Annotated in this window: 29 protein-coding genes; 15 read left to right on the top strand and 14 right to left on the bottom strand. The window is 60.4% G+C overall.

Translation table 11 applies throughout. The annotated features are described in order from the left end of the window. Positions 1-1,228, top strand: a 1,228-nt coding sequence (locus EOA36_RS04565) for a cisplatin damage response ATP-dependent DNA ligase (protein WP_127275789.1), incomplete at its 5' end; no start/stop codon positions are given. Between the two features lie 36 nt (positions 1,229-1,264). Here EOA36_RS04565 and EOA36_RS04560 read toward each other — a convergent pair. Then, positions 1,265-2,419: a hypothetical protein gene (locus EOA36_RS04560; RefSeq protein ID WP_127275788.1), complete on the bottom strand. Its 1,155-nt coding sequence runs from the start codon at positions 2,417-2,419 to the stop codon at positions 1,265-1,267. Between the two features lie 390 nt (positions 2,420-2,809). Continuing rightward, the gene (locus EOA36_RS36985; RefSeq protein ID WP_145969111.1) at positions 2,810-3,202 is read right to left on the bottom strand and encodes a hypothetical protein; all 393 of its coding nucleotides are present in this window, start codon (positions 3,200-3,202) and stop codon (positions 2,810-2,812) included. A 110-nt stretch (positions 3,203-3,312) separates the two neighbouring features. Between EOA36_RS36985 and EOA36_RS04550 the strand changes: the two genes are divergently transcribed. The 14 genes from EOA36_RS04550 (at position 3,313) to EOA36_RS04490 (ending at position 7,798) form a co-directional block, all read left to right on the top strand. After that, entirely contained in the window at positions 3,313-3,546 is a 234-nt protein-coding gene (locus tag EOA36_RS04550; protein WP_127275786.1) for a hypothetical protein, read from the top strand. Between the two features lie 142 nt (positions 3,547-3,688). Beyond that, entirely contained in the window at positions 3,689-4,114 is a 426-nt protein-coding gene (locus EOA36_RS04545; RefSeq protein WP_127275785.1) for a hypothetical protein, read from the top strand. Next, on the top strand, positions 4,114-4,362 hold the full coding sequence (locus tag EOA36_RS04540) for a hypothetical protein (protein WP_127275784.1): 249 nt from the start codon (positions 4,114-4,116) through the stop codon (positions 4,360-4,362). The genes EOA36_RS04545 and EOA36_RS04540 overlap by 1 nt, the downstream gene beginning before the upstream one ends. Next, positions 4,362-4,709: a hypothetical protein gene (locus tag EOA36_RS04535; RefSeq protein ID WP_127275783.1), complete on the top strand. Its 348-nt coding sequence runs from the start codon at positions 4,362-4,364 to the stop codon at positions 4,707-4,709. The genes EOA36_RS04540 and EOA36_RS04535 overlap by 1 nt, the downstream gene beginning before the upstream one ends. A gap of 70 nt (positions 4,710-4,779) precedes the next feature. Continuing rightward, positions 4,780-4,965 (top strand): hypothetical protein, encoded by a 186-nt coding sequence (locus tag EOA36_RS04530; protein WP_127275782.1) that lies wholly within the window; start codon positions 4,780-4,782, stop codon positions 4,963-4,965. Continuing rightward, complete coding sequence (locus tag EOA36_RS04525; RefSeq protein WP_127275781.1) at positions 4,956-5,474, top strand: hypothetical protein; 519 nt, start codon at positions 4,956-4,958, stop codon at positions 5,472-5,474. Before EOA36_RS04530 ends, EOA36_RS04525 begins: the two co-directional genes overlap by 10 nt. Further along, on the top strand, positions 5,471-5,671 hold the full coding sequence (locus EOA36_RS04520; protein WP_127275780.1) for a hypothetical protein: 201 nt from the start codon (positions 5,471-5,473) through the stop codon (positions 5,669-5,671). Before EOA36_RS04525 ends, EOA36_RS04520 begins: the two co-directional genes overlap by 4 nt. After that, positions 5,668-5,973, top strand: coding sequence for a hypothetical protein (locus tag EOA36_RS04515; protein ID WP_127275779.1), 306 nt, complete (start codon positions 5,668-5,670; stop codon positions 5,971-5,973). Before EOA36_RS04520 ends, EOA36_RS04515 begins: the two co-directional genes overlap by 4 nt. Next, on the top strand, positions 5,970-6,254 hold the full coding sequence (locus EOA36_RS04510; RefSeq protein WP_127275778.1) for a hypothetical protein: 285 nt from the start codon (positions 5,970-5,972) through the stop codon (positions 6,252-6,254). The genes EOA36_RS04515 and EOA36_RS04510 overlap by 4 nt, the downstream gene beginning before the upstream one ends. After that, positions 6,251-6,571 (top strand): hypothetical protein, encoded by a 321-nt coding sequence (locus tag EOA36_RS04505; RefSeq protein WP_127275777.1) that lies wholly within the window; start codon positions 6,251-6,253, stop codon positions 6,569-6,571. Before EOA36_RS04510 ends, EOA36_RS04505 begins: the two co-directional genes overlap by 4 nt. Then, positions 6,571-6,786, top strand: coding sequence for a hypothetical protein (locus EOA36_RS04500; RefSeq protein ID WP_127275776.1), 216 nt, complete (start codon positions 6,571-6,573; stop codon positions 6,784-6,786). The genes EOA36_RS04505 and EOA36_RS04500 overlap by 1 nt, the downstream gene beginning before the upstream one ends. A 146-nt stretch (positions 6,787-6,932) precedes the next feature. Then, positions 6,933-7,226 carry a hypothetical protein gene (locus tag EOA36_RS04495; RefSeq protein ID WP_210212403.1) on the top strand — a complete coding sequence of 98 codons (294 nt, stop codon included), beginning with the start codon at positions 6,933-6,935 and terminating at the stop codon, positions 7,224-7,226. Beyond that, the gene (locus tag EOA36_RS38760) at positions 7,226-7,360 is read left to right on the top strand and encodes a hypothetical protein (protein WP_281040040.1); all 135 of its coding nucleotides are present in this window, start codon (positions 7,226-7,228) and stop codon (positions 7,358-7,360) included. Before EOA36_RS04495 ends, EOA36_RS38760 begins: the two co-directional genes overlap by 1 nt. A gap of 66 nt (positions 7,361-7,426) precedes the next feature. Beyond that, positions 7,427-7,798: a potassium channel family protein gene (locus EOA36_RS04490; RefSeq protein ID WP_127275774.1), complete on the top strand. Its 372-nt coding sequence runs from the start codon at positions 7,427-7,429 to the stop codon at positions 7,796-7,798. A 31-nt stretch (positions 7,799-7,829) separates the two neighbouring features. On the opposite strand, the gene EOA36_RS04485 is transcribed toward EOA36_RS04490, so the two are convergent. The 12 genes from EOA36_RS04485 to EOA36_RS04430 form a co-directional block, all read right to left on the bottom strand. Continuing rightward, positions 7,830-8,534 (bottom strand): helix-turn-helix domain-containing protein, encoded by a 705-nt coding sequence (locus tag EOA36_RS04485; protein WP_127275773.1) that lies wholly within the window; start codon positions 8,532-8,534, stop codon positions 7,830-7,832. A 372-nt stretch (positions 8,535-8,906) separates the two neighbouring features. After that, a complete protein-coding gene (locus tag EOA36_RS04480) occupies positions 8,907-9,278 on the bottom strand; it encodes a hypothetical protein (RefSeq protein ID WP_127275772.1) in 372 nt (123 codons plus the stop codon). Further along, positions 9,278-9,592, bottom strand: a complete 315-nt coding sequence (locus EOA36_RS04475) for a hypothetical protein (protein WP_127275771.1) — start codon at positions 9,590-9,592, stop codon at positions 9,278-9,280. The genes EOA36_RS04480 and EOA36_RS04475 overlap by 1 nt, the downstream gene beginning before the upstream one ends. Before the next feature lie 17 nt (positions 9,593-9,609). Then, positions 9,610-14,322, bottom strand: coding sequence for a hypothetical protein (locus tag EOA36_RS04470; RefSeq protein ID WP_127275770.1), 4,713 nt, complete (start codon positions 14,320-14,322; stop codon positions 9,610-9,612). Then, a complete protein-coding gene (locus EOA36_RS04465; RefSeq protein WP_127275769.1) occupies positions 14,323-14,802 on the bottom strand; it encodes a lysozyme in 480 nt (159 codons plus the stop codon). Continuing rightward, positions 14,792-15,025, bottom strand: a complete 234-nt coding sequence (locus EOA36_RS04460) for a hypothetical protein (RefSeq protein ID WP_127275768.1) — start codon at positions 15,023-15,025, stop codon at positions 14,792-14,794. The genes EOA36_RS04465 and EOA36_RS04460 overlap by 11 nt, the downstream gene beginning before the upstream one ends. A gap of 159 nt (positions 15,026-15,184) precedes the next feature. After that, a complete protein-coding gene (locus tag EOA36_RS04455; protein ID WP_127275767.1) occupies positions 15,185-16,120 on the bottom strand; it encodes a hypothetical protein in 936 nt (311 codons plus the stop codon). Between the two features lie 3 nt (positions 16,121-16,123). Then, complete coding sequence (locus EOA36_RS04450; protein ID WP_127275766.1) at positions 16,124-19,936, bottom strand: phage tail protein; 3,813 nt, start codon at positions 19,934-19,936, stop codon at positions 16,124-16,126. Continuing rightward, on the bottom strand, positions 19,933-20,358 hold the full coding sequence (locus tag EOA36_RS04445; protein ID WP_127275765.1) for a C40 family peptidase: 426 nt from the start codon (positions 20,356-20,358) through the stop codon (positions 19,933-19,935). The genes EOA36_RS04450 and EOA36_RS04445 overlap by 4 nt, the downstream gene beginning before the upstream one ends. Further along, positions 20,358-21,971, bottom strand: a complete 1,614-nt coding sequence (locus tag EOA36_RS04440; protein WP_127275764.1) for a DUF2163 domain-containing protein — start codon at positions 21,969-21,971, stop codon at positions 20,358-20,360. Before EOA36_RS04440 ends, EOA36_RS04445 begins: the two co-directional genes overlap by 1 nt. After that, the gene (locus EOA36_RS04435) at positions 21,971-22,657 is read right to left on the bottom strand and encodes a DUF2460 domain-containing protein (RefSeq protein WP_127275763.1); all 687 of its coding nucleotides are present in this window, start codon (positions 22,655-22,657) and stop codon (positions 21,971-21,973) included. Before EOA36_RS04435 ends, EOA36_RS04440 begins: the two co-directional genes overlap by 1 nt. A 44-nt stretch (positions 22,658-22,701) precedes the next feature. Then, on the bottom strand, positions 22,702-23,049 hold a 348-nt coding region (locus EOA36_RS04430; RefSeq protein WP_210212402.1), incomplete at its 5' end, for a hypothetical protein.

Here is a 23,049-nt window from a genome sequence, read left to right as displayed (position 1 = left end):
GCTCGACAGCGCCGGCATCTCGGCGCGCTTCGCCATCATCAAGCTGGTCACCGGCGGCCTGCGCATCGGCGTCTCGGCGCGGTTGGCCAAACAGGCGCTGGCCGATTTCGGCAAGGTCGACGTCGCCGAGATCGAGGAGCTCTGGCATGGGCTGTCGCAGCCCTACACGGCACTGTTCGCCTGGCTGGAAGGCAAGGCCGAAAAACCACGCAACACGGCGCTGGCGCTGTTTCGCCCGGTCATGCTGTCGAACCCGGTGGGCGACTGCGATCTCGAAAAGCTCGATCCCGCCGACTATGCGGCGGAATGGAAATGGGACGGGATCCGTGTCCAGGCGGTGGCCGAAGGCGGCATCCGCCGGCTCTATTCGCGCACCGGCGACGATGTCTCGGGCGCCTTTCCAGACCTCGCCGACGCCATGCACTTTTCCGCCGCACTCGACGGCGAATTGCTTGTCGGCGATCCACGCGAGGCGACGGGAACCTTCTCGGACTTGCAGCAGCGGCTGAACCGCAAGACGGTGACACTGAGGATGCAGCAGCAATATCCGGCCTTCATGCGCTGCTACGACCTGCTGCAGATTGGTGAAGAGGATCTGCGCCCACTGTCCTTCCGCGAGCGGCGCGGCCGCCTGGAAGCCTTCATCGGGACGCTCGACCCCAGCCGCTTCGATCTCTCCCCCTTCGTCGACTTCGCGGACTGGCAGGCGCTCGAGGACCTGCGCCGTGCGCCGCCGCATCCGATCATCGAAGGGGTGATGCTGAAGCGCTGGGATTCGCCCTATCTCGCCGGCCGGCCGAAGGGGCCGTGGTTCAAATGGAAGCGCGACCCGCACACGGTGGACGCCGTGCTGATGTATGCCCAGCGTGGCCACGGCAAGCGTTCGAGTTTCTATTCGGACTACACGTTCGGCGTCTGGTCCGGGACCGAGGGCGCGGAGGAGCTGGTGCCGGTCGGCAAGGCCTATTTCGGCTTCACCGACGAAGAGCTGAAGCAGATCGACAAATATGTCCGCGACAACACGGTCGAGCGCTTCGGACCGGTGCGCTCGGTGCGCGCCGACCGTGACAATGGCCTGGTGCTGGAAGTCGCCTTCGAGGGGCTCAACCGCTCGACTCGGCACAAATCGGGTGTGGCCATGCGTTTCCCCAGAATTTCACGGCTGCGCTGGGACAAGCCGGCCAACGAGGCCGACCGCATAGAAACCCTGCAGGCGCTGCTCGACTGATAGGCACCGCCGGTATGTCGGTCGCAACGATTCAATTCAAGGCTCGATCGAGACGCGAATCTCGTAGACGTTGACCGCCTTGCCCTGCTTGTCGAAATCGGAATTGACGGCAATGGTTCCGGCCGAACCTGGATGCTTGTCGGGGAACTTCACGTCGAACAGATATTCGTTTTTCTGCTGGCCGACGGCGTAACGCTTGCGGCCGCAGTCGCCGAGTTCGCCGAAATTGCAGTCGACGGAGATCTGCGTGTCCTTGCCGTCCTCGGCCCGGGCAATGATGTCGAACACGGCGTGCTTGCCGGCGAGCTTTTCCAGCACGCCCTGCCCGACGTCGAAGGCGATCGCCGAGCCGGAGGCGCCGGACCGGATGCGCAGGAACGGCCCGCTGTCGTCCTTCATCACCTCGGCCTTGGCGTCCGACGGCGCGGCGACATGGCTCGGGTCGGTCGGCGAAAACACATTGATCCAGTCGTGCGACTGATCCGCGGCACCGGGCTTTGCCGGGGCGTTGGCGCCGTCGGCCGGGGTGAAATCGTCGTCCTCGACGGTCGGCGGCGCTTCCGGCGGCGCGGTATTAAGCTCGGCCGCCGACTTGAACACACCGGTCTGCATGGCGAAAAACAGGCCGATGCCAACCGCCGCGAGCAGCGTCACGGTGAAGAAAATGGCGGTCAGCGGCAGGCGACGTCCGCGAATGCGCCGCTCATCGCGGTCTGGCGCCACTTCCGTCGGGGCTCCCGGCGCGGCGGGAGCCCACATGTCGATGGTCGGCGCACCGGGCAGGGTCGCATCCGGCATGATGTCGGGAACGACCGGCAGCACGCGCGAGCGCGGTGCATCGGAAGCGGGCTGCACGGGGGCGTCGACGGAGACTGCGGGCGACGGCACCCTCGGGCCGGCCTCGACCGCAGGCGCCGCACCAACCTCGGCCTCGCCCGCCGGCGCGTCGATCGCGTCGATCTGCGGGGCAACGCCAGGCACCGCCGGCAGGTACTCGGATTCGATTTCGGTGATTTTCGCCTGGATAGCCTTGCGGCGCTTGATGGCGACTTCCACGGTCACGCCGGGATTTGCCTGGAGCGCACGGTCGAGCGCGGCGAAGGCCGAGCGATAGACCCTCTCGCGGAACGCGCGGTCCTCGGCGTTGCCCTTTTCCAAGGCGTTCCGGATCGCTTTTTCGATCGCGTCCAAGCGAGATCCCTCTGCTAATTGCGACAAGCTTTCATGATGGTTAGCGGCAGGCGACCAATCAATCAACGGGCGGGCAGCCGCATTCTGCCTTGACGGGCCGTCCAAAGTCCATCTTCGCGATGTTCCGGCAAACAAAATCGGAATATGTCGGCGATTCCGGCATGCAAGGGCGCTGGAGCCCCGGTTTCGATCGCGGCGGGACGCTTGCATGATTTGCCAAGTCGCATCTTGAATTCGCGGCCGGTTGAGTCTATCACCCTGCCCATCTTGGAGGCCTTGGCCTCCCGGGCCGCTTTAGCTCAGTTGGTAGAGCACATCATTCGTAATGAGTGCACTGGTCTACCCAAAACGGCCAAAAATCCCAATCTTTACAGGTAGTTAGGTCGGCGCTCAGCGGGTTTCTGACACTCGGATCGACCAATCTTTTAGGAGTCTTGTCCTAAAATCTGTCCGAAAATGCCCGGTAGACCAGCGGTAGACCAGCTTGTCCAGAATTGCTTGACAGACGTTGTCGTGTTCTGCTATCCGATCGGAATGCAGCCTAAAGCCCTCAAGCACACCGTCGCGAAAATCCGCCAGAACTGCCCTGACAAGGATCAGCCGGGCGGGTTTTTGAATCTTCGGCAGGTCGCCGATCGGTGTGCCGAGCTTGGGATCGCTGCTTTGAATCTGACTTGGTGGCGCAGCGTGACCACGTCCGGAAGTTTCCCCTCGGTCCTGTTCGGCGGCAAGTGGCACGTGCGCAAGGACTATGTCGACGAACTGTTTCGTCAACTCGCTCATGGAGCCGCCTGATGATCGCGCAGTGGGCAGCCGTCGCCGGCATGTGGGTATTCGGCGGCATCACGATCGCCATCCTCATCAACATGATCACTGACTGGCCGAGGTTCTGAATGCAGATTCAAGTTGAAATCGACTCCGGTAGGCCGGTCTTCATCAGCGCCAATGCCGACGACTTCGGGGCGATCTTCGCCGCCATGGACAGCGGCGATCAGGTCGAGGTCCTGCGGGCGATGGTCAAGCACATGAAGCCTCACCCGACGCAGTGGGACTTCATCTCGATCGATCTCGAACTGTCCGACAATCTCGAAATCCGAGACACCCTGCGGCGGGTCCTGTTCCCATGATCGACACAATGACCATCTGCCTGATCCTCTCGCTGGCCGGCAACTTGTGCTTCCTCGGGATCATCTACGTCTTCGTCACCGCTCAAGTCGGGCCGAGGTTCTGATGGGCGCGTGGGGCTACTGCCGGAAGTGCGACTGCGGCTTGGACAAGCCGACGATCCGCGAAGCGTTCGAGCGCGCCATCCACTGTGTGCGCTGCGGTGCGCGCCGCGATCTGGATGACGAAGACCAGATGTACGCCATTGAGGAAGTCGTCGAGCGGATTGAACGGCTGGAGGGCTTGGTACTCTCAGACAAAAAGGAGCATCCGTCAGTGGTCATCGTCCCCGAAAATCCGGATGTCCGACGCGAACGCCTCGGCCGCACGTTCTTCGCCATCTCTGCACTCATCCCCGTCAAGGAGGGGCTTGAGGAAGGCCAGACCTATTCGGTGCACGTCAAAGACGGCGGCACGACGGTCAACTTCAATGGCGTGCGGGCGGTCAGGAACGGATTCGACTGGTTCCTGAACCTGCGCAGCGCGTCGAGCTACAGCATTCAACCCTCCATGGAAATCGAGTTCGTCTGATGACCAAATATTGCATCGATTACACCTTCTACGGCCGCTCGGAAGAGACCATCGACACCGACGAGCCTATCGAAAAGCTCCGCGCCAAGATCGAGAAGAAAATCAACGGCAACGACACTGACTGGCTCGATCCAACCTCGATCGACAACATAGATTTTACCGTGCGCGAGATGCACCCAGTCACACGTGGCGAGCGCCAGATTTGGACGACCTATGTGAGGGACGATGACGTGATGGGCCACGCCTGATGGCCAAATATCCGGAACTGGTCTCCTTCCCGGTCTTCAAGGACGCCATGGGAAACCGCTTCGTCTTCCCCGGTGTCTACAAGGGGAGTCAGGATTGGTCCGCGCCGACGTTGTGGGCCTATTGCCGGCAGATGGAAGTCGCCCTCGGCGTCACTCAAGAGGCCGAGAACTTCGAAATCAAATGCGATGAGGGCGGCGGACTGACCTTCCCTCACGTGCCGGCCTCGGCTGGATCGCGTGGCTTCGCCCACGGCAGCGCTCAGGTGTGGATCATCAGCGGGCCGACGTTCGACGAGATCAGCGCCGAGACAATGTATCAACTGAAAAAGGATCGCGCCGATGGGTAGCGTTTTCACCTGCAAGCTGAATCCGTGCTGCGGAAACCTGCGAGATTGTGATCCGCCTTGGCAGCACAGTGTGAAGAACGAGCCCGAGCCGACGCACTACGTGCACTTCAACGGCTCAGCCTACTTCGTCAAGGAGGCATCGTTCTTCAAGGCGCAGGGCGGGATCAACGCGTCTTGGGGACTGGCTTGGAAGCCGGTCGTCGCCGAGGACATCGAGAGCGCTCGCGAACTGGCAAAGACGCTCAAATGGCGCTGACCTCCAACCCCGATCTGCTCTCATCCGTCTCGGCCTTGGCACTGGGCGACATCAAGTCTTCCCTGCCGTGGGACGACAAGTCTTTGCTGTACGATGTCATGCTTCCAGACAGGACGATGATCGAGTTCAAGACGGCTCCCACGGGTCGAGTGCAGAAACCCGACTTCGTGCCTGAATGGCAGTGGTGGGAGTGGACCCAGAAGAAGAAGACCGTCGCCGAGCACGCAATCGCCATCGCCGATGTCGACTTCTCATGGCTTGAGAGCCGGGCCATCGCCCACATGCTGGATGAGATGGAGCTTTGGTCCACGGCAGCGCTCACCGGCACGACGAGCCAGTTGAGTGCAGAGCCCGAGGCGCTGACGCTGGAAAAGCTTGAGGCGATGATGGTCGAGTACGGCCTGATGAAGCCCAAGCCGCCGAAGCGGGAGAAGTGGGCCACCATGTGGGGCTGGCCGGCGATCACTCTGCGGAATGGCTTCTTCGATATCGAGACGTGCGGCGCATGAAGCAGAAGCGCATCAGGCGGGTGAAATGGGTCGTCGGATGCGGATCAGGCGTGGCCAAAAACCCTGAGTTCGACAACGAAGCGGATGCGGTCGCCTGCTACGAAAAGGAGATCGCGATCCCATCCTATTTCGGCCACGGCCACAATCGCAGCGCCGAGATCATCAAGGTCACCACCATCACTGAGAGGATTCGATGAGCAAGTTTTTGACCCCTGACGAGATCGCGGTTGTCGTGTTTTCTCGCATGAATGATAGCGACCTGAATGCGGTTCGCACCGATGCGCTCACGGCCGAGGACATGATCCGCTACCACCACGGCATCGGTACGTCGATCCGCAACGAGTTTGGCCTTTGGGACCCGGCCAATCCCTATACGAAGCACGACGCCGCTCCGAATGCGCAGGGCGTAATCGACGATCCGCTGTTTCCCGATCAGGTCTCTCACGAGATTTTGAAGAAGGTCTGGGTGCTGGTGCAGGCGGAGACCGTGGGCGCATGAGCGAGGTCGGCAAGGTCGTATTCATCAAGCACACGAACCGCGAGCGATCGACGCAGCATTATTTGGTCTCATCGTGGCGCGGCGTCAGCTTCCGCCTGACCGGCAACGCCGCCTATACGCCGAGGGGCATCCTCGTTGCCGAGGGCAAGAGCGCAGACGGTATTTCCGTGTGGGCCGACGAGGATGGGAACTACTGGAAGGCCGATGCCATCGGAGAGCATCGCGCAATCAACTGCGATCTTCGTAATCCCTTCACCGTACCGGTTCCGAGGCTGACATGACCGACGAAGAATTGCTACAGGCTCTCGAAGCCGCCTCCGACCGGCCGCACACCGGCATCTTTCAGTGCGACGGCCGCTTCGGGACGAAGCGCAACGACCTGCACGCTTTCATGCTGCTGGAGTCGATCCTGCCGGGCGCGCCGAACAAGAGCGGATACATCATGAACATGGTGGGTGCCGCCGAGCACGATCGCATCTATCTGGATGTCGATCTGGAGAAGCTGGCCGAGGTCATCACGCAGGAGCAGATCGAGGAACTGGAGTCGTGCGGCGTTCACGCCGATGAGAACGACGACGGTCTGTCGATGTTCGTCTGATGCGGCTGACCACGATCCGCGACGGCCATGTGACCGAAGAGACCGTGCCAGACGTGATCACTGAGCACGGCGACATCAAGTTTCGATGGTTCGTCGGGCTCCAAGTGATGTCGCGCTTCTCCGGCGCAGTCTGCACTCATCCCGCAGGCGGGCAGACTGATCAACCCTCCCACCTACTCGATCTCGATCCTAGTGAATGGACCCGTAATGATTGACGCTCCCCTCGCCCTGCATCGTACACCCTTTTGGCTGCGCTGGCGCGGGCCGTGGAGGTTCTACAAGAGCGCCGAAGACATGACGTGGCAGTATCTCACCAAGGGACAGTATCACACCCTGTTCGGAAAGGACTGAAATGGCCTCGATGAATCTGACCTTCAATCTGACGGTTGAACTGACCCCGGAACTCAATCTGGCTTTTGAGTTCAGTCACCACTTCGCCACCTACGGCGTTCCTAACAAGTCGTCCTCTGATCCCTTGCCGAGGGAAATCCGAGATGGACTGGATAAGGGTCTGGATTTGGGACTCTTCCGACGCGGGGAACACACGGTCATTCGTGGTCCTCGCGGCGAAAGCCTTCATCAAGGGGCCTTCTATTACCTGACCGAACAGGGTCTGGCGGCGGTCAAGGAACTCGGCGTGAAGGTTCGTCAGTGATGTTCCGCGCAGTCAATAGCCCGGCCGGCTGGCGCATCCATATCGGCGACCGCAATCTGTGCGGAGCAATCAATGAGCAGGTCGCCAGAGAGACGGCGGCAGCCTTGAACAGCTACCGAATGAGCCATCCGTGACCGGGCCGGCCGGAATGACCAAGTTATAAGCTTTTCGCGAAAAATGTATAACCGGGATGAGTGCAGATGCGCCGACTGATCTCCAAGAGCACAGACACGTTCCTTGAACTTGCCGGGCTCTACGCGGTCCTTCTGGGCGGCTGCGCTGCCGTCTACGCCTATGCCGAGGGCAAGGGCCTTGGCGATGCTCTGTGGTGGGCCTCTGTGACCGCGACGACGGTTGGATACGGAGACATGTTCCCACTGACGACGCTCGGCCGGATCGCGGCCGTCGTGCTGATGCACGTCTCGATCTTCCTGTTCGTCCCGCTGATCATCTCGAAGGTCATCTCGTCGTTTATCGAGGATCGGAACGCCTTCACTGACGCAGAGCAGGAAGAGATCAAAGCGCTTCTACGCCGGATCGAAGCGAAGACTGAATCAAAAGCCCGGCGCTAGGCCGGGCTGTCTCCGAGCAAGGGTTGGCTCCCTAGTTATGATAAATCTGGTCGAGACGCAGCGTTGCAACGATGCGGCCGACGATCGGCAGCTTGTCAACGGGAAGCTCGAACGTGTCGCCTGTGATGGTGACCTGCATGCGCTTGTTGTTACTGCCGGGCACGGCTTGCGCGGTGCCAAGGCTGGTCTGCTTGTGGTTGTCGAGAACGAAGCGGCCCTTGCCGCTGATGTCCTTGTCCTCGGTGTTGACGATCGCGATGTCGCCGCGACGGACGCCATCGATCTCACCATCATTGAACACCGTGACGGCCCTCATCTTCTCCAGACCGGTGAGGCCGGCGCGACTGATGAAATCCTTCGGCAACATCACGCTTGTGACAACGTGTTCCTTGCCGTTGATCCGGTCGATGAGAGGGATGGAATCCACAAGACGCTGCGGATTGGAGTTCGAAATACCGAAGAGCAGGTATTCCGGCGAGACGCGAACCGCATCAGCGATCCGCCTGACATTATCAACCGCAGGGTAGGTGTTCCCCAACTCCCACTGTCCCACGGCCGAACGGGAAATCGACAGGTGCCGAGACAACTCGGACTGCGACATTCCTGCATTTTCACGTGCTTCTGCCAGCCTCTTCCCGAACGCAATGCAGCCTTCCCGATCCATGATCGGTTTGGTTGCCTTGGGGTGTTCGGCTTCAACTGCCTGTGCCTGTGCCATTAAAGTTTCCTTCTTCATTCCTGCTTTCCCCAACCCGAGCGATGGTCGCTCTGGTCCAAGCAGTTGTTGCGGAAATTATGGCAGAGGAATGGCTTTGTCAAGCATTGCTTGCAGCTAATGGATAGCTGACATGTCCGGATAGTTAATTGTCGGACATATCGTGACACGACATTTCACTTCTTTTTCTGGAGCTTAGCCTTAGAGCCCGCCTCTGCCTTGTCAAGAATGGCGAGCACGCCCGCGAGCTTTTCCTTACAGTCAAGGTGCGCTCCGGCAAGAGAGTTCAAAAAGCGGGCGACATCCTTCTGCGTGTACGGTTCCTTTGGTGAGCCGGGGACATCGCGGCACGACCGAAGGGCGTCGGGGATCGTCGGCGAGATGAGTTGGATGTCAGTGCGCGTGGTTGTACATGCGCTCAACACCACGAAGGGCATCACGCAGCACAGAAGCAACCGGCCCATCGCTTTCAGGCGGAGCATTGTCGATTTCCTTGTTGTTGGCGTCTTCGACGGACTTGTGCTCGCCGATACGGAAAAGTGTGTTCTGTAGTTCGGTCAGCGAGACCTTGAGGCCGTCGACCTCGATCTCTCGCGAGAGAACGGCGCTCTCCAGCTTGGCCTTCTCGGACGCAAGCGTTTCGGCGCGGCGCTCGGCGAGGCCCTTCTGGACCCAGAGCGTGCCGATCAAGGACAGCATGGCGATCACACCGATGGTGATCACGGCGCTCTTGATGGACGAAAAGAGATCGAGGGGGTTGAACATTAGACGTACTCGATCACCGAGACCTTGTCGTTCGTGTCGACCTTGAACCAGTGCAGGCCACCTTCCTGAACCAGCTTTCCGGTCAGGGTCGGGTCGGCATCGACATCAGGGCCAACGGCGATGACGCACGCGCCGGTAACGCCAAAGGCGCTCATCGCGTAGCTCTCATTCAGCGGTGCCGTGGGCAGTGCAGCGCCTTCGACGGCAGCCTCATGCTCGTCGGCCGGAGCGATCGTCTTGTCGAGGATGACGGTGTTGACGCCGTCGCTGTTCTTGCTCAACTTCCAGTATTCAAGTCGTACCTTGAAGGCCATTTCAGTTCTCCTTTTCCTTATGCGCCAACGGCGGTCTTGTAGGCATTGATGGCGTCGTACATCGCGTTCCACTCGGTATCGGTCAGAGCGCCGCCGACGATGGTTGCGAGGTACTGCGTGTTCGAGGTCAAACCGAACAGTGCGCCGCCCGTGTAGAGGTTCGAGCCAGTCGGATTGCCGGTCGAAGCCGACACGTTCGACCCGATGGCGGTCTTGTTCTTCCGGCTGCGCATGGCGTTCGAGGCCGATCGAATGATGCCGCCGAGGCCCGTTGTCACGCCGCCATTGTTGTCGTTGAGACTGGTGCCACCACCGACGCGCCCCTGAATAGTGCCGGAATAGCTTGCAGCGAGCCACGACACGGAGTCATCTACCCAGCCAAGGTCGGCCGAAGTCGTGCTGCCCAGCGTCCGCACCCAGACCGCGAGCGTGCCGCTATCCTGATTGAAGTTCGTCAGCGCCGCTTCGGACTTGTTCCAGTTGATGACCGTCTGCGTGGTGGTGTTGCCGGAGCCCGGAGTGGTGATGCCACGGTCGACCAAGAAGCCGAGAGAAGAAACACCAGTCACCTTCTTTTCGACGCCGAGATGGCTAGGCGTGATCCAGTTGCGCAGACCCGTTTCCAGATCGTGCGCGGCGTGGATCGAGAAGATGTCGAGCTTCGACCACACGCCAGCCGTCTTGAGCGCCTTGACCACGTCATCAATCGCGACCTTGCGCGTTGTGTTCGGCTGCGTGGTCATGGCGTTGAGGAACGTCTGAGTCTCAGTCTCGACGGTGAACGTGACCTGCACCGGAAGCGTGACCGCCGTGGTGGAGCCGTTGCCATTGGTCGCGGTCACGTCACAGGTGACCAACTTGCCCCGGTCTGCGGTCTGGAGCGTATAGGTGCTGGCGGTCGCGCCGGAGACCACCACGCCATTCGTGCGCCACACGTAGGTGTATCCGGTGATCGCCGAGCCGTTGTCGTTCCACGTGCCCTGCGAGCAGGTCGCGACCGAGCCAACAGCCAAGGTCCCAGTGATGGCAGGCGCAACGGTGAGCGACGGCGAATTATCGGTAGACGAGATCGCGCCAACGGCCGTCAAATAGGTGTGCAGGGCCTCGTACATGCCGATGACGGCAGCATCGTCCATGCCAGCGCCGACAGCGGTGACCGCGAACTGACGGTTCGATCCACCATTGGCCGCGTTGCCGGAGTAAGGTCCGCCAAAGAACAGACGGTTCGTCGTCGGCATCCCCGTCGACAAGGTGGCATTCTGGAAGAGAAGCGTCTTTCCCTTGCGAACACGATAGCCGTAGTCGGCGTTGCGGATCATCGCGAAGAAGTCTTTACCGGTCGCGACTGCGCCGGACTGAGTCGATCCCGTGGCGTTGAAGCGGGCGTTGTAGGCGGTGTTGTAGTCGTTGGCGAAGAGAAGCTGACCAGCGTCATCCCACGACATTTCGACCTGATCACCAGAGCCGTCCGTCAACGCCCAGTTGGCGATGAATCCGTCGTTCAGGTCAAAGCCTGCCAGATCGGTCGGGGACTTGCCCCAGTTAATGCACGCGTTCGAGGTATTGAGCGTGAACGAGGTCGTGATACCTCGATCAGCCGTGAAGACCGGGTCGGTGGCCGTGACATACTTGCGATACGTCAGGACGTGCGTCGGATTCTTGGCGTTAAGCTTCGCCGCCTGCTCGGTGTGAGCGGCGTGGATGCCGAGGATGTCGAGCTTCGACCATGCGCCACAGACCTTGAGCGACTTGACCAGATCATTGATCAGGTTCTGGCGCGTGGCGTCAGGCGGAACCGTCATTGCCGAGATGTAGGTCAGCGCATCGGTATCAAATGCCGAGGCAATGGTGCCCGTCGCGGCCGAGGTTGCGGTGGTCGAGCCAATGCTGTTGGTAGCCGTCACGTCGAGCGTGATCGTCGATCCAACGTCGTCGGTGACCAGCGTGTAGGTGGCTCCGTTCGCGCCGGAAATGTTCACACCGCCACGCTTCCACTGATAGGTGTAGCCGCTGATCGTCGCGTTGTTGTCCGACCACGTGCCGTTGTGAGCCGTCAGCACTTCGTTTTCGGTCGGCGTGCCGGTGATGGTCGGTGCAGACGTGTTCGAAGGCGCAAGCTGCTGCGGCAGGATGGCAATCGACCCGTTCGAAGACGTGGTCGCGTTGCCGGCATCGTTGATCGCCGTCACGAGACAGGAGACGGACAGTCCGAGGTCAGCCAGCACCAACACATAGGTGCTGTTGGTAGCGCCCGAGATCGGCGAGATGCCGCGACGCCACTGATACGTGTAGCCGGTGATCGGCTCGCCGTTGGTGGTCCACGTGCCATTCGTCGTCGAGAGCGTGCTGCCGACGCGCGGCGTGCCGGTCATGGTCGGTGCGACGGAGTTGACCGGCGCGGTGAAGCTCGCGTCAACGTCCACCGTCATATCGGTGGTCACGGAAACGTCGTTGAGGGCGTGCCGTGCAGTGACGATGCAGTCAATGGCCTTGCCAATCTGGGCAGTCGTCAGCAACAGGGTGGTGCTGGTCGCGCCGGAGATCGGAACATGGTCGGCGCGCCACTGATAGAGGAAGCCGAGGATCGGCGACCCCGGCTCGGTCCACGTTCCAGAATCGACAGACAAGGTCTGACCGGAGACGGTGGGACCGGTGATGACCGGCAGAAAATTGTTGACGGGAAGAATGTCGGGAATGGTGCTCGACGAGTTGGAGTAGGCCGATCCTTCGCCGCCATTCGTGACAGCGATAACCAGTGCTCGAACCTTCTTTCCGAGGTCGTCCTTGACAATGACGTAGCTGCTTTCGGTGGCGGAGCCGATGAGCACACCGTTGCGCTGCCACATGTAACGGTAGCTCTCGATGCTCAGGCCGTTGCCGTCCCAGACACCATCAGTGACCGAGATTGCTTCACCAAGTTCGTAGACTCCGGAGAGGACCGGGTTTTCGACGTTGACGGGAGCCGGGTAGTTGTGACGGATCGGGGCGGACTTGTCCGAGTCTGCCGAGACATTGCCCTTCGCGTTCGTCGCCTTCACGCGGACGGTCATCAAGGAGTCAACTTCGAAGTCAGTCAGCAAATAGGTCTGGTGCGTTGCGCCGGGAATGAGGACGCCATCCGTGTACCACTGGTAGGTGAAGGTGAGCGGCGTCTCGCCGAAGTCGCCATCGTTCCAAATACCGGGGTTGGCACCAATCGTGCTGTCGACCTTCGTCGTGCCGCTGATGGTGGGCTTGTCGATGTTGACCGGCAGCGTGACCGCTGGACGCAGAACCTCGGTGAAGTTGGTCGTGAGCACGGTCGAGCCGTTGCTGTTGGTCGCGGTGACCTTGACGGCGATGATCTTCCAGTTGTCCTGCGCCTTGGTCACATAGGACAGACCAGACGCGGTCGGGACGGCCGAGTCATTGCTGTAAACCCATGCGTAGGTGACCACTGCGGTTTCGCCGCGTCCGTCCCAGATGCCGAGATCGAGCGTGATGGTCTGGCCGACTCGGGTCGCAGCGTTGATGAACGGGAAGCGCAGATTGATCGGCAGTTCCGGACCAACGACCGGAGTCACCGGAACGGTGATGACCGTGCTGCCGCCACCACTGCCGGGAACGGTAATGATGACTTCGCCCGCAGGCGGATCGCCGGGACCCGGCACATAAGTGTCGCCCGTCTGGCCGGGGATGATGTTGCCATTGTCGTCGTGCCATTCGTAGGTGGGCGGACCACTGGTTCCACCGGGCTCATACGTGCCGGGGACAACGACCGGGCCGGTCGGCGTGATGATGACGACAGGGGGAATGATGACGGCCGGCGCGTCGGCCGCTGCGACAGGGCCAACGGCTGCGGTAGTCACAATGGTGGTGCCGAGGAAGTTCTGAGCGGTGATTTCGAGGGTGATGCGCTTGCCGACATGCTCGGACGTGAGCAACATGGACTGGGTGATCTGGCCGGTCAGGAACACACCGTCAGCGAACCAGCGGTAGGTGAACGCGATCGTTACGTCGTCGTCGTTCCACGTGCCCTTGTTTGCCGTCAGAGTGCGGCCGTCCTTGGCAGTGCCTGCGATCGTCGCGGCGATATAATTGGTCGGCACGTCAGCCGTGGCAGCGACCTTCTTGGTCGCGGCAGAGAATGCAATGGTCGATCCGCCGCCATTGGTTGCGGTTACCTGCACCATCAGCGGCGAACGGGCGTCGGCCTCGACAGGGACGTAAAGGTTGGTCGTCGCGCCGGAGATCGGAAAGCCTGCGGAATACCACTGGAAGCCGTAATTGGTGATTGCCGAGCCCATGTCATTCCAGACGCCGCCAGAGGCCGACAGATTTTCATCGACGGTTGGCTGGCCGGAAATGGCTGGATAGGACTGAACCATTGGAGAGACGACCGCTGCCACCGTCAGCGTGTTCGACGTAGCGGCTGCCGATCCGAAATCGTTCGTGGCCGTCACACGGCAGGTGATTGCCTTGCCGACATCGCCGATCAGGACAGTGTAGTTGTCGAGCGTAGCTCCGGAGATGTCGGTGCCATTGGCGCGCCACTGATAGGTAAAGGTCGGCTCGTCACCCTGCGCCGACCAAGCCCCCGGCGTGGCGGTGAGCACACGCGTCGGACGAGGCGTGCCGCTGATGCGCGGCGCTGCACCCGAAAGGGCAGGCGAGACCGGTCCAGAAGGTCGCCGATAATTCGACTGCTTCTGGAAGATCGAAATCGGCAGGATGGCGATCTTGTCGACCATTTACACGCCCTTGAGGCACATGGCCTCTTCAAGATCGCGGCGATGCGCGAGACCGGCCAGACGCTGTCCGCCTGCGAAGACCCACTTCTTGAACTCGCCGCAGGCTTCGCGAAGCTTGCCAGCGCTGAGCAGCTTGGCAGCCGTGGACTTGCAGAACGCGCCGTTGCCGACGTTGTAGGAGAAGTCGTCGAACGCGGCCTGAACGGGGGTCGGCAGGGAATTGTAGCCGGGCACGCACTTCTCGTTGCCCTGCGCGTAGTGAGCCATGCGCTTGGTGAGCAGCGCTGCGCACTCCGTCTCGGAGAACTTCTTGCCCTGCATCGCCTTGGCGTTTTCGGTCTCACCGTAGCAGTAGGTCAGGACGCCGATCGGGTCGCGATAGACGTATCCGCGATAACCTTCCATCGGCTTCGCGAGGCCCACTGCCATTGCAATTGCGGCGACGGCCGAGGCGGTCGCGCCAAGCTTCTTAGTTGCCATTGGTCGATACTCCGGAGACTTTTTCCTGCGGGATGAGGCGAACCAGTACGGTCGCGGCCGAGAGCACTCCGTTCAGGAGTGCGAGCCACATGGGCGGCGTCGGCATTGCGCCAGTGATGACGGAGATCGTGCAGAACGCGCCATTGATCAGCGCCATCAGATAGATGATGCGCATCGACCATGCGTGAAGGAGGATTTCCTTCCAGTTGTAGACCGTCTTCATGGGATTGCCTTCTGTCAAGAAGTGCTTGACACGCCGGGCGTGCCTTTGCCGCGCCGGCCGAAAAGGACGCCCCGCGTCCGCGATTCAAGATGATGGATGTCCAGCAAATCTTGACAGCCATCATCCTGCTTGTCACGCAAAAAGATAAAACGGCTCAGCCTAGAGCGGCTGGAGCGCGCCGAAGATATCCCACTCGTCGGTGCCGACCTTGATGAGGGTCAGGGTCGCACCCAGACCGGCCGAAAACAGCGTCGACGGCGTGTTGATCGTGACGCCGGATGCTGCGACGACTTCAAGCAGACCCGCACCGGACTGGCGAAGGTGAATCTGTGCACCGACCGGGAATGCTGCCGTTGAAGTGGTCGGCACCGTGATCTGAGTTGCACCGACGTTGGTGGTTCGGATGTATGCGCCGAGATCGCCAAGACTGAGCGTGCGCGTGGTGGTGTCCTGCGAGATCAGCTTGATCACGTTGATGACGCTCGACGGATCGATAAATTCCAGAGCGTTCTCGGCCTGATTGACACGCGTCAAGAACTTGCCCTTGCCGGTGTAGGAGTCAGGCGTTTCCGACAGGTCGCGGAAGGTGAGTCCGCCCGATGCCGGGTTGACAAATTCGAGCCCATCCATGGTGGCCTTCACCTTCACGAGGAAGCCGCCAGCGCCACTATAATTGTTGGGCACGTCCGACAAATTCGGGAAGGAGATCGAGCCGCCTACCACCGAGTTGTAGAGGAACTTGAGCACGGAGCCGGTGGCCGCGACGACGTAGACTTCGCCGGTCAGGCACTCGATCGAATCGCTGCCCTGCTTGATCGTGACCTTGTTCGAGCCGGCGCTGTTGTCGAAGGCGAAGACGCGCTTCTGACCGGCCGGCAGTGTGAGGTCGCGCAGTCCAGTAACGTTGGCCGATCGGAACCAGAAATAGCGCTGGAGATCAAGCTGTGGCAGCACGACATCGCCGGCCGCGAAGTCGATCGTGACTACGTCGTTGGACGCCTTCTCCAGATAGGTGATTGCGTCGTTGATCGTATATTCCTTCGCCGCCTGATTGTTGGTCAGGAGGGGGATATTCAGGATGGGAGTGTTGGCCATGATTTAAAGTCCAAACATCGAGTACGGGAGAGAAATCCAGCGCGGGAAACCACGGCCGACCTGATCGGAAAGCTGGTAGATCACGAGATGGATATCACTCTTGTTGGTCTTGCCGGCTGCCGTGAGGGTTGCGGCGGTGAGCGTGACGGAAGTCGTGTCGGTGAGTTCCGACTTGTTCCAGTAGAGGGCGGGGTGATCGGGGTCCCACGTCGCCTTGTCGTAAGGCGCGTTGAGGAAATAGACCTCGTACTTCTCGAACTGTTCGTTGACCGGAACGGTGGCGGTTCCGCTCTTGAAGTCGCCGCCAAAGCGAGTTGCGCGAGAGAAGGTGACGTTCAAGTCCGAGCCAATCTGATGACGCTCGATGTCGCCGACCTGCGCCGGCTTGCGGGTCGCTCCCGTGGTGATCTTGTTGGCCGCAGCCAACCAGTTCGGGAGCCACGTTCCAGTCGAGATCATGTAGCGGTGCTTGACGTTGAGGTCAGCGACCGGGTGGTCGGCGTCGTGAACCGACGTGTTGGTGACGATGACCCACTGATCCAGCTTGAGATAGGCGTGAGGCACGTCGAGATCGTAGGTCCCCGGATCGTGCGTGAACGCCGCCACACCGGAGCCGCGATAGCCACGGATCAAGTGACTGATCTTGACGTTGCCGTTGGCCAAGACCTCGACGTTCTTGAACAGCATGACCTCGTCGCCGATGATGATCATGTTGTTCAGGTTCGGCCAGTCGGCGTCTTCGATGGACTCCCACGTGTAGCGAGGCTCTTCGCCGGCATTCCAGTCGAAGCCCATCGAAAGTTCGAGCACGGTCGTCGTGTCGGTGATTTCAGTGCGTCCGGACGGCGGAGCCGGGACCGGCGTAAGGCAATATCCCCAGATCGCATCGACCTTGGAGAAGCCCTCGGTTTCAGACTTGTCCGAGTCGTCACGGCGAGACGAGATCGCGCCGCCATCATAGCCAAGTCCAGTGGACATCGCGGCCCAGTAGAACTCGTAGAAGGCCGGGTTGGTCTCGGCGTCGATGTCCCAGAGATACGGCACGTCGAACACGCCGACCTTGGCATTCGGCGGCGGCGTGTAAGGCAGCGAAATGACGCCGCCCGGCGAACCGACCGTGGTCGTCAGGCTGTAGTGGTTGGCGTGCTGGCTGACAGAGTTCAGCTTCATCGACAGGTCAGCGCCAACCTCGATGTCGGTGATACGGTCGAGCAAGACTTCGCCATTGTCCAGCCGCACTTCCATCACGTCGGATGGATCGAGCATCAAGTAATCAGGTGGCAGCATGTATTCGTGCTTGGTGCGCTCGCCCCAAGCAGCAAAGAGGATGCGCTGCGCCAGCGTCTTGGCGCGCGCGGGCGACATGGCCATGTTCAGGGTCACGTCCAAGCGTTCCTGAGACCCCATGACGGACAACGGCCGCAACGGGCGCTTGAACGACTGGTTTCCGGTCTCGTACTTCTGGCCCGGATCGACGAACTCGACGACGCATCGTTCGGGAAGCTCGATCTCCTGCTGACGCGTCTCGGTGTAGTATTCATTCTCGCCGCCGAAGTCGGTTTCGACCACGCCAAGGTCTTCCTGCATGACGACCTTGACCGGGTCCTTGCCGCGCGACACGAACTTGAGGACGTTGTCAGACTCGACAACATCGAACTGGAACACGTCGGAAAGTTCCGACAGGATGTCGCGCCCTGACGTAGGGTTTTCGATCATGTAGCCGGTGACTTCTTCGTCAGCCGTCAGTCCGCTCGTGTCGATCTTGTTGGCAGGAATGCGGGATCGCAACGCCACGTCGCGACAGATGTCGGACACGTACACCTTGCCCTGAACCTTGCGGTCCAGATAGGCAATAATCCAGTTGCCCTCACCGTTGTTGATCTGCGGGTCCTGCGAGAAATAGAGGATCGCATCCTTGTTCGCGAGGTAATACTGGCCGTACATTTCGGACGGCATGTAGATGCGGTTGCCGTCACCAAACGACGCGCCGACCTGAATGGACGACACCAGATGCTGTCGCCAATCGACGGTCCAGATCGTGCGATCTGTGAACCACGACAACTGATTGGTGGTCGACGTATTGGGCGACATGAAGCCTTCGCCGGGACCGACACGGTCTCCGGAAATGTGCTTGCTCCAGACCATTTCTCCGGACTGATAGTCGAAGGCGTGCAACCACGTTCCGGCGTTCTGAGGACCACCGCCAAACCACCACGAGACGACGCCAAGAATCTTCGCACCAACGACCGCGCCGGCCCAACTGATGCCTCCAAACTGGAGACCACTAAACGCGCCGCCGCCGCCAACGACTGCGCCGTTTGCCTTCATCGCGGCAGTCGGCCACTCAAAGACGAGTTCCATGTCGTTGTTTTCGAGACCGAGACGATCCGGGTCCGGACTGAAAGCGTAAATCTGCTCCGTCAGGGCGTAGATGCCCTTGGTAATTGCGAAGGCACCAGCGCCGTGTCCGGACGGCGTGACCGCGTTCGGCTGTCCGACTTCAAGCTTCTTCTTGATGCCGGTTCCGGGTACGGTGGCCGGCTCAGTGCTGTCGATGTAGCTCGACAGGTTGTAGTCGTCGTCAAAGATATGGACGCCGAGCCAACTGTCGACGGCGGTCCAACCTACCGGCTGCAAGGTGGCGTCGGTGCCGATCAGAGGCACACCGAAGGTCGGAAGCCAGACAGCCTGATAGGGATCGCCGACGAGGATTCCGGAGCCGCCCCAGACCGCCTTGAGGGCCAACGTGTGAGGATCGCGGAAACCGATCGGGGACGCGTTCTGGGTCTCCATGTTCCAGACGAAATCGCCAAGATGGGACATGCCCATCCAGTGTCCATGCACGTCCGTTACGTCGACGCGGCGCTCTTCCTTCATCGTCTGGATGTCGAAGCAGCGGATCATCGTGCGGTTCGTCGCGATGATCGGGTTGCCGTCGTCGTCGGTGCCAGTCCGAATCGGCCCGACCGCGTAGTGGTAGAGCTTGTTGCTGTAAGGATCGTAGTGAGCGGGCCAGCCAACCTTCTGCTGGAAGCCAAGCTTCGGCTCCAGATTTTCGCACCATTCGACGGCCGGCCGGCGCTGCTCGCGAACTGAAATCTCGGCCGTGATCGTCGGTGTGCGGTTGCCGAAATCCTTAAGCGCAAAATCCTCGAAGAACAGGTAGCAGAGACCGCGATAGCCGGGCGACTTCGCCGCGCCGGTCTTGGCCTTCATGAAGGAGTCTGGAAGCTGCTCTTCGTTGCCCTTGTAGAAGCGGAACAGGAAGCGGCCGGATGCGCCCTGACGGCCCTTGCCCTTGCCGGCCGCAGACTGTGGACCGCCCTTGCCGGTGCCCTGCTGCTGCGTGAAGCCGATCTCGACGATGGGATCGTCGGGGTCCTGCCGATTGAGTTTGTCGTAGATGAGGTTGTTGTCGGCCCAGACGCGGATCAGCGATTCAACTGGACCTGCCGCGAGACCCATGGCGAAGTTGGCGTAGTAGTCATAGACCTCCTGCGCCTTGCCCTTCTTTTCCTTCTTCTCGCCCTTCTTACCTTCGACCCGCTTGCCCTTGTTGGTCATGTAGTAATGGTCTTCACGGAAGTCCGTGGCCCAGAACATGTTGCCGGTGACACGCATGGTTCCGTAGACAAGCGGGATGCCACGACCAAAGGTCGACGACGACACGCGCAGGTCGTTCAGCTTGCTCGGATTGGGCTTGGACTTGTCCTTGAGCAGCAACGATCCGGCGACGGACGCGCCCATGACCGCTGCCTTCATCAGGAAGCCGCCACCAAGCAGCCCGCCGCCACCAAATGCAACGCCGAGCATCATGCGAGGTCGAGCCCCTTAAACTCACGCAGGTGCGTCAGCTTCGGACGCCAGTTGACGAAGTCCTGCTCGACGACGCGGCGTTCCTTGGTGTTCGCGTTGATAAACTGGGTGCGGTCGCCGTCCTTGGTGATGATCCCGAAATGCATCGGGAAATGGCTGTCCATCATCACGCCGATCTGGCCATGCTTGGGAACCATGCCGCCCGGATCGGACTGGCCGAACACAAACTTCTGGATCATCTGGACGTTGGCGGTCGGCGCGAAGGTGTAGTTCGTGTCGTCCTCGATCGGCAGCCCGAGGTCCTTGTGGATCATGATGAGCAGGCCGACGCAGTCGAGCGAGTTCTTGTCGCGCCCACCCTTGCGGAACGGGACGCCAAGATACTTGCGTGCAGCGTCGACGATGTCATTGCGGGAGACCATCAGGTCATACCTCCGACCTTGAAATACTGATTCATGCCCGGCACGTCGGGCTCCGCTCGCATGTTCAGGATGTTGCTGAACTTCCCGAAACAGGTCTCGCGGCTCTTGTCGCAGCCGGTGTGAAGCTGGAAGATGTCGCCATCCGCCGAGGGATACGGCAGGGGCATCGCCAGAGTTAGATTGCCTCCGGAGTGGACCTGAACTTCGACCGCCCGTCCGCGATTCTGGCCGGTCAAGAACTTGAGAACTCCCCAGTTGAACCAGCCCGTGGGTCGCGCGATGATCGCGGCGGTGTCGGTGACCAACTGTGTGGAGATGGTGGCGTTTTCCGACACCGTTCCGAGGAACATGTGCTTCGGATCGACCTTCTCCCAAGTAACGTCACCGTCGACCACGGTCGTCTGACCGATGAAGTCATCCTTGGTGAGTGTACCGGAGACGCCGGCAGTAGTTGCACGCCACTCGACGCCGCCATAAATGCGATAGTCGAGTTGATTTTCTTCGATGAACTCTGCCGGATCGGGGAAAAGAATCTCGCCACGAATGTTATCGTAGCAAGTCTGCATAAACCCCATCGGGTCGTTGTTGTAGCCGCCGAGGAAGATCGTAACCTTGCGGGAGCCCACCGGGATCGCGCATTCGAAGGACGACTCACGCCAGACGCGCTCCGGCGTCTGGACCCCGAGGTCCTGCGTAAAACTGCTGATAGCACCGCCGCCCGTATTTGTAAAGATAATCTGGACAGTGGCTCCGGAATTAAGCTCCAGAGCGGCGGTCAAAGCCATGAACTTGAGCGTCAATTTTCCCGTGTCAATCGCCACCGGATCGGCGTTGAGAACGATGCCGGCCTGACTCTTCCGGAACACCGGAATATCGAGGTTGAGGAAGAACTGATTGTCTGCCGGGTTGCCGCCTTCGGGTGTGTAGGGATCGAGGTTGATGGTGCCGGGGATGACGCCGCCGCCGCTCTGCCAACCAGTCAGATCACCAGTTTCGAAATCGTGGTTCTGGATCACCAGCGCCACAGGCGGATAAAGATCGTCAGGACCCTCGGTGGCGACGATCATGCGATCGTCGACCTTGTAGAGCTTGGTCTGCTTGTACGGCTCCGGCTGGAGCACGACCTTGCAGCGACTGTCACCGAGGTCGGCCTTGCACTCCGGCACGTAGGTCTCGCCGATGCGGACCTGCATCAACTGGATCAGGCCGCGAAGTTCGACGAGGAACATGCCCGAGGGAGCACTGCGCACTTCGCCGAAGAAGCCGTAGCGCAGCTTCAAATCACCCATGGACGTGTCCATGTAGTTGATCAGAAAGATTTCGACCTCGGCGTAGTCGAACGCGCCGTTACGCAGTTCGTCGTCGGGAATCGTGTCGTCGGACAGGAAGCCGTTCACTTCGAGATTGTCGACGGAGAAGGTGCCGGTCGACTTGACGGCCGACTTGTTGAAGCCGCCCGTCGATTTGTAAGTCCGACCCTGATAGGTCACGTCGCGATCGTGCTCGGTGAAGGCAAACACCTTGCCGTCCATGCGTGTGATCTTCCAGAGCGTCGTGATCGTGGTCGTCGACTGCTTGAGATGGTTCTGGAGCGCGAGGGAAGCCAGCTTCATTAGTTGGCGTCCTTGATCTCGACGAGAAGGATCGATTCCCAGCTTTCCGTTTCCCAGAAGTCATGGACGGAATCGAACAGGTCAGTGTCGAAACGCACATGCACGTGGAAGTCCACGGCCGCGAGATCGATCAGCGCGCCGTTGGCCGGAGCCGTGACGAAGTAGAGTTCGCCGGTCGTATAGTTGCACATGAACGCGAGCAGCTTGGCCGGAGCCGACAGGGCGTTGAACCACGTGATGTAGTCGGGGCTGCCCGGCGTGATCCAGTCGTATTCGACCATGACAACATCGGCGACCGAGACGCCGTGCAGGGTGCCTTCCACCAGCTTCGTGATCTTGCGCACGTAGGGGTTTGCGGACGGCGAATAGGTCTTGACGATCTGGAACAACTTGGTCGTTCCGTCGCCCAATGCGATGTCCTGATTCAGGATCACATTGTCGGCGTGATCGTAGAAACGAAACGAGTATGCCTTACCGCGCCGGCCGTAGAAGAAGTCGCGCAGTTCCGCCATGTCGGCGCGGTCCTTGATGCCATGCGACACGTCGTACTCGGCCCGCACGTCGAGCCAGTTCTGATTGCGGCGCTCCTTGCCGGAAGCCAGAGTCAGGACGGTGGTCGAAAAGCGGGGACCGCCTTTCGAGCCATAAGAAATCGCCTTGGGGAAGAGTACGTCGTGGAAAGCCATTTGGTTTTCTCGTTGTCAAGTAATTCTGGACACGCTGGGCGTGATTAGCCGTCGCGCATCTGGGCGCGACGGTAAGACGAAGCCATGTCGTTTGCGATCTGCGACTTCGACTTGCGGAAGGAGTCTGCGTCCTTCACGCCGTTGAAGTTGAAGACCATCGGTCCTCGGCCACGGGAGCCCCCGGCTCCTGCGCCACGCATCGGGGTTTTTTCGTCCGGCATCTCGATCGGAATCTTGCGACCGCGAGACAGCGGGATAACCGCTTCATTGTCATGAAGGATTGCCGGCATGCCGCCAGACGTATTGGCAGTACCTTCACGGAAATGTGGCGCATTTGCGAACGAACCGGCTCCGACGCGGGCTCGGGTCACAGGAGAGTCGGAGTATCCACC

The sequence above is a fragment of the Mesorhizobium sp. M8A.F.Ca.ET.021.01.1.1 genome (genome assembly GCF_003998025.1).
Taxonomy (GTDB): Bacteria; Pseudomonadota; Alphaproteobacteria; order Rhizobiales; family Rhizobiaceae; genus Mesorhizobium.
This window is presented reverse-complemented; position numbering and strand designations above follow the sequence as displayed.